Raw genomic sequence first — 11,933 nt, 5'->3', positions numbered from 1 at the left:
ACAGCCCCTGAAGACTTAGGTCTCCGGGGGCTGTTTGCAATGCGGCAAACCGCATCATTTTATTCAATAAGCAAGCTCCTAGTCCCCATCCACCGAAAATAACTCCTGAAGGCTGGCAACCGCTTGCATCCGGTCGCTGGTACCCAGCTTGCTGTAAATGATGCTGACGTAATTTTTGACCGTGCCGACGCTCATAAATAATGTGTCTGCAATTTGCGGGTTAGTCAGCGGCTGTACCATTAGGGCAATAATTTGCTTTTCGCGTTCTGTGAATTGGAGGCCTAGCTTTTTAAGCTTCTGCGCATTCATTTCTAGTGGTGCTGCTTTGGACATGGCAGACAGCCGCGTTGCAAGCTTCGTCGCGATTTCCGGGGTGAGCATATGCCTGCCTGCAGCAGCGCTGCGAATGGCGGCAAACAAATTGGCCTTATCCATATCCTTGAGCAAATAGCCGATTGCTCCGCCAGCTAGTCCTTCAATAATATAATCATCATCGGTAAACGTCGTCAAAATCAAAATCGGCTGCGCCGGATGACGGGCTCTAATTTTGCGAATGGCACTGATGCCATCCATAACTGGCATTTGCACATCCATTAATACGAGCGCTGGCCGCAGCTCATCAACAAGCTCGCAGGCTTGCTGCCCGTTTTCGGCCAGTCCGACGACCTTCATATCCTCCTCCAGCTCAATGACCGTACGCAGACTTTCGCGCAGCAGACGCTGATCATCGGCTATCACTAATCGAATAGGCTCCATTTAAGTGTACTCCTTCTGTGCGGGTAGTGTAATTTTAATCAAGCAGCCGGTTCCTTGCGCATTATCCACGTGAAACTGGCCGCCTGCCGCCTCTGCATGCTGCTTCATATAATGCAGCCCGAGGCCGTCAGGCTGTTCCGGACGATAAGGTAGCCCCTCATTGCCAAGGGAAAAAATAACCCGTCCTTCCCGCAGCATCAGCCGGAAGTCGAAGTGTTTGCTTCCGCCATGGCGAATGCCATTAGTAAGCCCTTCTTGCAAAGCGTAATAGAGCAGCTTCTCCTGCTCTTGGCCAAGCTGTACGCCATCCAATTGCACGGTACGCGTTATGTTTACCATGGCATACGATTCCGTATCCCGCAGCAGCGTCTCTATGCGTCCCTCAAAATCATGCTCCCGCTCGCTATCCTTCAAGCTTCGCAAAGATTTGCGCACATCCCGCAAGCCTTGCCGTACAAGCTCCTGCGAATTAAGCATATGCTGCTTCGCGGCTTGGGGCTTGTCAGCGAGCAGGCTTTGCCCGGCTTCCAGCTGGATCAGCGTCGTGGTCAGCGCATAGCCTAGCGCATCGTGAATTTCTTTGGCGATGCGGTTGCGCTCTTCATATGCGCTAATGTCGGCCATAGCGATGGCCGTCTCCTTCATCGATTCACGAATGTGCACCGTTCGCTCCAAAACCTCGCGCTCCATCGATTGCTCCCATGTCGCGAGCTTGAGATGGAGCCTGAGCCGCAGCATCAGCTCCGACTTCGTGACCGGCTTAATCAAATAATCATTTGCGCCGCTGGCAAATCCAAGCTCCAGATCGGCGGGCTGATTGCGCGCTGTCAAAATGAGTATCGGCACCTGCGCATCATATTGCTGCCGAATGGCTTGGCACAGCTCATAGCCGGACATCTGCGGCATCATTAAATCAACGATAATGAGGCATGGCTGGTAACCTTCTGCCAACAGCTGCAGAGCTCCGTGTCCACCAGTCGTTTGCCGGACCTGAAAACCTTCTGCGGTCAAGTGGTTGGACAGCACCTGCAAAATAATCGGATCATCATCCACCGTAAGCACGGATGGGGCTTCTATGATGAAAGCGGCAGCTGCCGCTTCTGTAACAGCTTCGTCTGCAGCTTCCCCAACAGCTAGTCCGGCGGCAGTTTCCCTTCTCGCAATGCCTTCCCTGCGACTGCCTCTAACAACCTCGTTTATTTTCTCTTTACTAGCCTTATTCGCCAAATAAGCAGGTAGCGTAAAGCAAATCGCGGTCCCCTCACCGGGAGACGATTCTGCCCATATGTGTCCGCCGTGCAGCTCGACGAGATTTCGGGAGATGCTGAGCCCAAGCCCTGAGCCTTCGTAGCGCCGAATCATGGAGCCGTCGCCTTGCTCGAATGCTTCAAAGATCGTCTCCAAATGCTGCGGGGCAATCCCTTCTCCCGTATCGCGGATCGTTAGCAGCAGCCACTCGCCTTGCTGGGCTGCTGTGACGGCAACCCAGCCGTCATGGGTAAATTTAATAGCGTTTCCAAACAAGTTGTTGAAAATTTGCATCAGCCGATTTTCATCCGCATAGGCTAGCATTTCAGCTGGAATGTCATTGCGAATCGTGAGCTGCTTTCGGTCAGAGAGCGGCTCCAGCAGCTCAATGGCGAGCGAAGCAGCTTGCCGAATGTTCAGCACAGACGGCTGCAGCACAATTTCCTTATGACGCAGCTTCGTTAAATCAAGCAAATCATTGACGAGATGAGACAGTCGCTGACCGCTGATGCGGATGAGCCTCAGCTGCCCGACAGCGGTATCCGGCAGCTTGCCGGCATCTCCCTCGGCTAAAGATTCCGCCAGCCCAATAATGCCCTGAAGCGGTGTTTTCAGCTCATGCGAGGTATTTGCGAGAAACTGGTCCTTAATCTGGTTGGACAGCATCAGCTTTGTGGACAGCTTCTCTATTTCCTTGAAGGCACGGGAGAAATGCAGCGACAGCAAAATAGACTGCAGCATAATAAAAATGAACAGCCCGAATGGCACTAACGAGCCTAGGCTTGTCCTATTGTTGGTGTACAGTACATCATTCAGGGCGAACAGAAATAAATTTACAAAGCCGATCAGGATAAGATAGGTGCCTTGCTCTTTGCAGGCCGCGGCATAAATAAGCTTAGCCAAAATATAACCAAGCGTTAGCATAATCATAACTTGAAAAGGAAGCAGCGAATAATGGTAAACGGATACAGGAGCAACCACTACGAGGGCAGAAAATGCTGTAAATAGGCTTATGGCTATTCGCGTCTTCAGCTTCGGGAAGTAGGCCGGGTAGAGGCTTTGAATATATAAAATAATGCACGGTGCTCCCATATAGACGGTCAAATAGGACACCTTGGCAAACAGCTGCCAATTCAAATCGGGGAACATGACCATAATAAACCGTTCATTGACGAACAAGGTGCGTACTGAAATACAGAAGCAGAACAAAGCGAAATATAGGGCGGACAGCTGGCTTCGCCTTAGCAAATACAACACCAAATGATAAACGAACATAATGAAGATTGAGCCAAATAAAAATAGATCCTTGGCAATGCCGAGCTGCCTATGCTTGGTAATAGAGGCCTCGCTGCCGAACAAAATGCTTTTGTCTATTCCGCCTGACGGATAGGAGTAATTGGCAACCTGAATCACGATATCAAGAGTCGTTCCCTTATGATTGAAGAGGACAACGGGCTGGGCAAAGCGTGCCACGGCTTTTTCCTGATCCGTGCTGACCGTGCCGACTGAAGCGGTGAGCTTTCCGTTGATAAATACAAGGTATGAGCTTTGAATGCTTTTGATTGACAGACCATAAATGCCGTCTAGCGGTTGCGTGCGAACGCGCAGATGGTAGGTGGCAGCGCCTGTCCCCTCGGGCGCTACAGCTTCGGTGGCAGAGGTGCCCCAACTGCTGGGAACGGAAATAAAAGCAGGCTGCCCATTGCTGGCAGCCCCAATCTCATCCGGTTCAAGAAGCCGATTCCAATAAAACGTCCATCCGCCATTTAGTGAAATAAGGTTGTTGTCTATGGGCATGCCGGTAAGGTCAAGCTGCCCACGCCCAGCGGTTGAATCTGGATGGTGGGGTTGCTCTGGCTGGCTGGAGGCTTGTGCGACCCTAAGGAAGTCCGCTCCTGTTAGGACAATCAGCAAGATAAGCAGTATAGCCTTGATGGCGCGGTTACAACGCTTGATTTTGAGCATTTCCTTGAAGGCCGTCTGCAAGCAAATACAGCTCCTCCGAAAATCCGGCGTTATCAAGCAGTTCTACATGACCCTGAGTGGAAAAATCGACCGGCCAATAGCTGTTCGGTACCCGGTGAGGCGGAAGCAGCCCCATCCGAATAAAGGTTTCGGCCAATAGCTGACTGCAAAACAAGGAGTTGTTTCCCCCAGCAATGCCAAGCTTGCCATCCACAACGATCCTCAGCATTTGCTCCTCATTTGGAAAGGAGGCATGATGCAGTTCCTGAATGACGTCAAGCAGTGCGGCCTGCATTTGTGGTGTGCGCTGCACATTCAGCTTGCGAAAAGCGAACATCGGGTCCCAAATGTTGTCGACATCCGTTCGGAGGCGCTCATGCAGTGGGACGAGCATCGGGCCATTTTTTGTTTTTCCTAGCAAAACATCTGGAATGTTGTCGAACGTTGTTGACTCCCAAAGCAGTGGAAAGTCATACTGCGGCAGCCTGACGATCATGCCAATATGGGACCAGGGAGAGCCTTGAACAAACTCAATCAGGAGGCTCTCGTGCAGGACGCTGTGACATAAAAGAATATCTCCTGTCTGCAGCTGGCCCTCAATTTCACTGTACTTGACTCGCGTTGTCATCTTCCTAAAACCACTCCTTTTCACGATAAATAGAGATACCAGATCCGCTTTTATTATAGTATTTATTAGAAGAATTAGTCAAAGAATTACAGGTTTTTGGTCATGGGAAAGGTCATATGAAGCTATGATTTTGGTCATCTCAAATGATGACCTTAGCTACTAAAAACAGGCGACAAAATGCCATAAAGTAGAACTTGTAAGCAGCACCAAAACAAACCGAGGAGGAAAATAAAATGTCAACGACTACAACGACGTATTCCGTAAGTGTGCAAAACAATGCAACCTATAACGCAAGCCTTGCTATCTATCAGGTGGACCCGAACCTGGACGATCCGAATGTGCTCACGCTCGCTTGGTTGGTCAAGCCTTCTACTTCAGGCTCCACAACGACATTCACATGGGGAATTGACTATGCCTTCTACTGGTCAGAGGTTGATGTTCCACAACCAGGCTCGACGATTACGTCGACCGCTCAGCGTTCAGCCGATCTAAGCTCCAGCAATTATGTGGAATTCAGCCATGCGAATGGCGGCACCTACCAGTTTTCACAAGCGACCTCAGGTGGAAAAGAAGGCGTCATGTACATCCATCAGGATGGTTCTATTAATCCGAGCGATAATGCCTACATCGGCATTATGATGAACAGCAAGCCTGCTGTGGCCATTCAAGCGCAGCCAAACACAAAAACAGAATTTACTGCTCATCCTGCCTATTATATGGTGTATGGCCGCATTGAGCCGGGTGAAATCATCGACATTAGCGAATATGCGGATACAGCGCTCAAGCTGGAGTTTAATGGTGTAACGAACCACGCGGTCGTGCTGACAGCTAAAAATCAGCTAAACATTGTGTCCTAATATCCTCTTATATGCTCAAAATAAATGGAAAAGGGAGGCCGTTTGAACAGCCTTCCCTTTTTCTATAAGGAGATTCGAATGCGATGCTTAGCTGCACGGTATCCGTAACGAACGAAGCATCCTATAGTGCTAACATCTGTCTGTTTCAGCTATTTCCTGAATTGAAAGACCCTACGGCTCGCACCTATATATGGCTGGCGGCGCCTTCAAAGCCATTTGCAGGGAGCACGCAATTCACTTGGGAGCCTAAGTATCAATTTATGTGGCGTACTTTCCAGGACAGTGATTCCCAAGGGGCTTCCAGCGTAGGAGCCGTTGAATATAAGGATGCTACCTTATGGCGAAGCAATGCCATTGTCTTGCTGAAGGCGGCAGGTGGAAGCTATTATTTTTCACAGCCCTATGAAGCAAACGATAACGAGCATTACTATATGAAGGCAGATCGAACGGTAGATCCTGCGGATAAAGTGCGAATAGGCCTAGGACAGAGCAGCCGGCCGATTATGACGGTGGAAGCCCACCCCAATACGTTGACAGGCTTGCAATCAAACCCCGTTGCCTATATGGTTTACGGCCACTGGCAGACGGGCCAGGTTATAGAACCAGAGATGTACATGCAGCAGGCGCTTGAGCTGAATTTCAGCGGCAAGCAGCAGCTCAATGTGCACATTTCCTCAAGCAACCAGCTGCATCTCGCGTGAGCAGGCAGAACGATATAATCGAGGAGGGGTTGGAAGATGGCAGAGCCATTGCCAGAGGTTTATGCAAACGATTTGTTTGAAAAAGGGGTTGCCGAGACGGGCTATGTTTATTTAGCTGATCATACGACACCCATTAAAGTGGACTATGTAGAATATGATAAGCTTGCGATCGTCGATGGCGATATAGTGGTCGCCCAGGCCGATAAAATGCGGCAGTTGAAAGCTTTTGTCGAGCAGGAAAGCCTGCAGCAGGGGACAGACCCGCATGTTGATATTATTATTGATATGAAGCGGCTGTGGCCTCGCGGAATCGTTTATTATGCGTTTGACGCCAATGTGCCAGCCGTCGTGCTGAAGGATATTAAAGCGGCAATGACGGCTGTAAGCAACGCATGTCCCGGTATTTCCTTCATTTTGCGGGTAACGGAGCCCAATTATGTATCGTTTAAAATGGGAACGGGGCATAGCTCATACGTGGGGATGATTGGCGGCAAGCAGCTCATTACGCTGGGCGTAAACTATGTGCTGGGCAACATTATTCATGAGATCGGCCATACGCTGGGTATGCTGCATGAGCATACGAAGCCGAACCGCGATACGTACATTAAGGTCGATATGGCAAATATTGCGGCTGATAAGCAAAGCAATTTTGTTATTATTAATCATCCTCAGCTGTTCAAGTCCTTGCAGTATGATTGGGGCTCGATCATGCATTATGGCAAAGGCGCCTTCGCCCTCGATAGAGCGAAACCGACGATCACGCCGACTCAAGCATTGCCTCCTGGCACAGTGATGGGGCAGCGAACGGGCTTGTCTGAGCTGGATGCAGAGGGCATCAACGCTTTGTATAACGCAAGCGGAGCGACATTTGAGCAGAAGCTGTCTTAGAGTTGAAATGAGCGGTTATTCAAAAATAAGCCCGCCTTATAAGAGCAAGTAGCGACAGCATAAAGCTGTACGTTGCCTGCTCTTTTTCTGCTGGCAGGCCATCATTGGCCATGCGGATTGTCCTATTTTTTAACAAATGCTTGACATAAAAACGTATTATGCGCATAATACACTTAAAGTGTATGAACTACTTGGTACACACGCTGGAACAAGAATGAGAGGTAACGGGATGAAGACAAATGAAGGCTGGACGGAAGTCGCTTTCAATGGCCGTGACCCGGTCTACTTGCAGGTCGTCAAGTTTTTTAAGGAGCAGTTGGTCATTGGGAAAATGGAAGCCGGACAAATCATTCCCTCGCGAAGGGAGCTCGGCGCACTGCTCAAGATCAACCCCAATACGGCGCAGAAAGCTTATAAGGAAATGGAGGAACAGCAGTTGATCGTAACAGAAGGGAATTCGCCAAGCCGGATTACTACGGACGAGAACGTATTGCGGGCTATCCGCGCGGAGCTGATAGGCGAGGCTGTGGAGGCATTCGTGGCCTCTGTTCGTAAAATCGATGTTCCGGTGGAGGAGCTGCTGGAGCTGGTCAAGCATAAGTATACGGAAGATAAGCAGCTGAGTGGCGAGAAGCAGGGGGGAGGCGTGCAGCATGATTGAGGTGCGGGATATACATAAAAAATATCGTAGGCGCAAGGTGCTGGATGGCGTCTCCTTTCAAATCGAGAAGGGTGAAATTACCTGCCTAATCGGCACGAATGGAGCGGGCAAATCGACCGTTATGAAAGCCATTATGGGGCTAACGCCGATCCGCAAGGGCGAAATCACAATGGATGGGCAAAAGCTTGGCAAGGAGCGGTATGAGAAAATTTCTTTTATCCCGGACCATCTGACGATGCCGCCAGCGATGAGGCTGGATGAAGCGATGGTGTTCATGGCGGACTTCTATCGCAGCTGGAATGAGGATCGGGCCAAGGAGCTGATGACATTTTTTCAACTGGAGGGGAAAGAACGGATCGGCCATTTGTCCAAAGGGACGGCGGCAAAGTTCAATCTGCTGCTGGGGCTAGCGCTGGATACCGAATATGTGCTGATGGATGAGCCGTTCTCCGGCATTGATATGTTCAGCCGAGCGCTCATTACGGAAGTTTTTTCGAGCCATCTGATTGAAGATCGCGGTGTGTTGATTACGACGCATGAGATTGCAGACGTTGAACATCTTATTGATCAGGCCGTGCTGCTACAAAATGGTTCGGTTATCCGCAATTTTAATTGCGAGCAGCTTCGTATGGAGGAAGCCAAGTCAATTGTGGATGTCATGAAGGAGGTGTATCAGGCTTGAAGTTTTATTTGAAGCTGGTACATATGGAAGTGCACCGTTTTCGCTATTTGTTTGGCGGATTAATGGCGTTAACGATTTTAGTGCAATTTGGCGTAGTGCTGCTGTGGTCTCTTAGGGAGCGCAGCATTAGAACCGGACCCGGCTGGAGCGAGCAATCGGTTACGTATCACCCTTTCTCTGAGACCGGGAAGCTGACGTTTAATGAGCTGATGTTCAGCAATCAATTTTGGTTTTCCTTTCCGGTACTAATCAGCGTTGCGGTGATCGCCGGTTATGTTTTTCTCATTTGGTACCGTGACTGGCTGGGACGCGATACGTTTATTTATCGGCTATTGATGCTGCCAAGCAATCGCAGCTCCATATACGCAGCGAAGCTGACTGCGATTGTGCTGTTTACGTTCGGACTGGTCTCCTTCCAGCTGCTGCTGCTTCCGCTTGAAATGATGTTATTCAATTTGGTTATACCAGAAGCGCTGCGCGATCCTTCTTATTTGTCGCAAGCAATTTTGCAAAATCAAGCGCTCAAAGTGCTCATTCCAGGCCAGTTTGATGCGTTTGTGATGGCCTATGCGATCGGGATTTTGACCGTACTTGCTGCTTTTACGGTTATTTTGCTGGAACGAAGCTATCGGGTTATTGGCATTGGTTTTGCTGTTATTTATGTGTTCGTATGCGGTGCCGCGCTGCTCGCTCCGATTACTTTGCAGCGGCCGGGAAATACGGCTTCCTATTTATATCCAGGTGAAACTTACGCTATTATTCTGGCATTGACCGCCATTCTCGTTTTGGTATCCGTATGGCTCAGCATCAGGCTGTTAAATAAAAAGATTACCGTGTAAGGAGGGGCAAGATGAAACGTTATATAACTACGCTGGCGCTCGTCCTGCTCGCAGCAGCAGGATTCAGCACGTATTACGCTTTTGGCTCGGCAGACCATTTGCCGGAATATCGATTAGAGACGCTGGAAGGGGACGTTAATGAAGCGGCCAATCTGGTATTAGTCGGTTCGTATATAGGCGGGAAGGGCTCGCAGCCGCTGAATTTAACTGTACACGGCAGTGAGTATCGAAGCAGGAAGTCCCTATATGAATCGTATATAACCGATGCTCGCGAGTGGTTTTATGAGCGAGAGGGCATGAGAGAGCTTATTGAAAAATATCCTGCTTTCATGCGGGGCAAATCGGAGATTAACAGCTTTTATCAGGATCAGGACTGGTTAGCCTACGCTGAAATTCCATACAATTCGGCTACTAGTGACCCGGAAGGAACGATAGAGGTAGAGATGCTGAATCGGAGCACTGGCAAGACTGCAGACTATTCGATTGCATTAACTCCTTTTACTCAGCAAGGCATGAGAGAGCATGCAACCCTATATGATGTACAGCTGCAGGCAGATGGTCTTCATGTGATGGTAAAGCAATATGAAACAGATAATAAGCCTTCAGGAGCAAGCCAGTATTTTGATTATATAATCGATTCGGCTAGCGGTCAGCTCGTTAAAAGAATTGCCCTGGAATTTGTAGATGCTGCCGGGACCAAGCTGACCCCTCTTTCATCTGCAGCCACCCAAAATGATTATACAGCACCAAATGATTATTTTGTTTTAAGTATCGTTACGCAGGAACAGACAGGAGAAGCCAACAGCAGCAGCGTTCCGGCAAACGCTCCCGCAGAGCTTTATGTGTATTCGTATAAGAGCGGGACAACGCAGCGCTTGCCGGATGAGATGCAGAAATTGGATGCGCGTAGAATGGGGGGGCGCTACATTTCAGGCGGTGACCTCTATTTTACAAATTACAATGAGACGCAATTTTCAGTATCAAGCTACAGTCTGGAAACAGGGGAAAGACGGGGGGATTCTTGGTCACTGTTGTCAAGCCAGATTGGCGAGGGCGAATTGCAGAGCTTTTTTATTAATGGAGATCGCCTTTATGTTTTGCTCGCTAAGGAAGATGCTCGAACCGTTGTGGTAATGAATGCTGCAACTGGCGAGTCATTATATAAAGGCAGTGTGACGGTTGAGGGCAGCGAGGAAGAGAGACAAATCGCATTAAGCGATATGGCACTAAATAATATGAGCATTAAAGAATAGACTAGAAACGTCCCCAAAAAGAGAGTGAGGTGCGAGGCATGCAGGCAGCAGTCAGCCTGGATCAAACGGTCGAGGCGCTCAGAGAGCTGGAAATATGGAGCTATCAGCTTGCCTTTTATATTTTGCAGGATGAGCGGCTTGCCGCTGAGGCGGGCGAACAGGCGCTGCTTGCCATGGGCAGGGAGCAGGCCTTTCATCTCCAATCCCCCGCTGAGCGCCGAGAGCAAGTGAAAAAGATGATTATGCGCAAAGCGCTTATCGTAAGCGCAAGCAGCGGACGCCGTTCCTAACGGTGTCCGCTGTTTTTTTCATTATTTTCTAGTGTTGTTCTATTGCACCGTCAAACGGGCATTGACTCCATAAGACAGCAATGCCACTCGCCCTTGAATTAGGAGACGGGGGAATGCACCTGCCGATATTTGGACGGGGACAGCCCTTCGCGCTTCGTAAAGTGGGAGGTGAAATGGGACGTATGGACAAAGCCGACCTCCTCGGCGATTTTGCCAATCGGATAGGAGGTTTGCGCCAGCAAACGCTTCGCCTGCTCCATGCGATAGACTAGCAAATATTCGACCGGCGTTACACCATACATCTTGCTCATGCATTTGGCTAAATAATTAGGATGATAGTTTAAATGGATTTGCAGCATTTTATTCGTAATGGGGAGCGCATAGTTTTGGCGGATAAACAGCTCAATCTTTCTGGCAAGAGCGGCGGTCGTAGAGTCGGAGGCTAGCGCTTGCTCCTCCTTCAATTCATGCAATAAGGCTTGAAAATGATCCTGCCTTTTCCAATTGCGCAGGGTGGGCGGCACCTGCTCCAGCTGGGAAAAATGGCCGAGCAGGCTGAGAGCCTGAGCGGACAGGCTTCTGTGCTTTTGGATAAAAATAGAGCTTAAATCGCGGTTGTGCAAATAGGCTTTTGCCCGGTGCGACTCCATGAGAGAGGCTTGCTCTTCAGCAGCAGCCTGCAGCGATTCGCTTGTGCGCCAGCTTCCGAAAATTTGAAAATGAATCCAGACAATTTCGGTAGGCTCCGTGCATGGGGCAAAGCCGTAATGCAGCGCATCGGGGCGCAAAATGAGCATTTGCCCCTGCTTCAGACTCCACTGCTCATCCTCCTCGCTAATAAATAAGGTGCCGCGGGTGACTGCAATTAGATCAAAGACGCCAATGCTTCTGCGTCTAATATGCTGCTCGCCCGGCGCGTAGACGTTTGTACCACAATCGATAATGCAAGGAACCGGCGGTGTGATAAAATGCAAAACGGTTGGTTTCAACGTGCACCTCCATCATACTTGAGTTGGCTTTGTATGAATGAACAGCTTCGTTTTTTCTCTATCATACTCAAGGCGGCTCACAAACTCAATCGAAAAAAATAGAAGGCAGGCAGCTTGCCCAAAAAAAGGTTACACGTTTAGATTTCAGAAATCAGGTTGCGAATATGAAAGTTTTG

General features: G+C 49.4%; 12 protein-coding genes. 8 read left to right on the top strand and 4 right to left on the bottom strand.

Translation table 11 applies throughout. The annotated features are described in order from the left end of the window. Positions 1–78 precede the first annotated feature (78 nt). Genes BBD42_RS04890 through BBD42_RS04880 form a run of 3 tightly spaced genes read right to left on the bottom strand, consistent with a single transcriptional unit; the run spans position 79 to position 4,597 of the window. Positions 79–756, bottom strand: coding sequence for a response regulator transcription factor (locus BBD42_RS04890; RefSeq protein WP_099517240.1), 678 nt, complete (start codon positions 754–756; stop codon positions 79–81). Further along, the gene (locus tag BBD42_RS04885; protein WP_099517239.1) at positions 757–3,990 is read right to left on the bottom strand and encodes an ATP-binding protein; all 3,234 of its coding nucleotides are present in this window, start codon (positions 3,988–3,990) and stop codon (positions 757–759) included. Next, positions 3,947–4,597 carry a C40 family peptidase gene (locus tag BBD42_RS04880; RefSeq protein ID WP_099517238.1) on the bottom strand — a complete coding sequence of 217 codons (651 nt, stop codon included), beginning with the start codon at positions 4,595–4,597 and terminating at the stop codon, positions 3,947–3,949. The genes BBD42_RS04885 and BBD42_RS04880 overlap by 44 nt, the downstream gene beginning before the upstream one ends. A 233-nt stretch (positions 4,598–4,830) precedes the next feature. On the opposite strand from BBD42_RS04880, the gene BBD42_RS04875 reads away from it, so the two are divergent. The 8 genes from BBD42_RS04875 (at position 4,831) to BBD42_RS04840 (ending at position 10,768) form a co-directional block, all read left to right on the top strand. Continuing rightward, on the top strand, positions 4,831–5,454 hold the full coding sequence (locus BBD42_RS04875) for a protein rhiA (RefSeq protein WP_099517237.1): 624 nt from the start codon (positions 4,831–4,833) through the stop codon (positions 5,452–5,454). 83 nt (positions 5,455–5,537) lie between these two features. After that, positions 5,538–6,155, top strand: a complete 618-nt coding sequence (locus BBD42_RS04870; RefSeq protein ID WP_099517236.1) for a hypothetical protein — start codon at positions 5,538–5,540, stop codon at positions 6,153–6,155. Between the two features lie 36 nt (positions 6,156–6,191). After that, entirely contained in the window at positions 6,192–7,043 is an 852-nt protein-coding gene (locus tag BBD42_RS04865; RefSeq protein WP_099517235.1) for a M12 family metallopeptidase, read from the top strand. A 229-nt stretch (positions 7,044–7,272) separates the two neighbouring features. After that, positions 7,273–7,704, top strand: a complete 432-nt coding sequence (locus BBD42_RS04860; RefSeq protein ID WP_099517234.1) for a GntR family transcriptional regulator — start codon at positions 7,273–7,275, stop codon at positions 7,702–7,704. After that, entirely contained in the window at positions 7,697–8,386 is a 690-nt protein-coding gene (locus BBD42_RS04855; protein ID WP_099517233.1) for an ABC transporter ATP-binding protein, read from the top strand. Before BBD42_RS04860 ends, BBD42_RS04855 begins: the two co-directional genes overlap by 8 nt. Next, positions 8,383–9,225, top strand: a complete 843-nt coding sequence (locus BBD42_RS04850) for a hypothetical protein (protein WP_099517232.1) — start codon at positions 8,383–8,385, stop codon at positions 9,223–9,225. The genes BBD42_RS04855 and BBD42_RS04850 overlap by 4 nt, the downstream gene beginning before the upstream one ends. Positions 9,226–9,236: 11 nt before the next feature. Beyond that, positions 9,237–10,478: a hypothetical protein gene (locus BBD42_RS04845; protein ID WP_099517231.1), complete on the top strand. Its 1,242-nt coding sequence runs from the start codon at positions 9,237–9,239 to the stop codon at positions 10,476–10,478. A gap of 38 nt (positions 10,479–10,516) precedes the next feature. Continuing rightward, positions 10,517–10,768, top strand: a complete 252-nt coding sequence (locus BBD42_RS04840) for a hypothetical protein (protein ID WP_099517230.1) — start codon at positions 10,517–10,519, stop codon at positions 10,766–10,768. A 98-nt stretch (positions 10,769–10,866) separates the two neighbouring features. On the opposite strand, the gene BBD42_RS04835 is transcribed toward BBD42_RS04840, so the two are convergent. Beyond that, a complete protein-coding gene (locus tag BBD42_RS04835; RefSeq protein ID WP_099517229.1) occupies positions 10,867–11,757 on the bottom strand; it encodes a helix-turn-helix transcriptional regulator in 891 nt (296 codons plus the stop codon). Between the last annotated feature and the right edge of the window lie 176 nt (positions 11,758–11,933).

This window comes from Paenibacillus sp. BIHB 4019 (assembly GCF_002741035.1).
Taxonomy (GTDB): domain Bacteria; phylum Bacillota; class Bacilli; order Paenibacillales; family Paenibacillaceae; genus Pristimantibacillus.
Note: the sequence above shows the minus strand (reverse complement) of the source record. Positions and strands in the feature narration are given on the sequence as shown.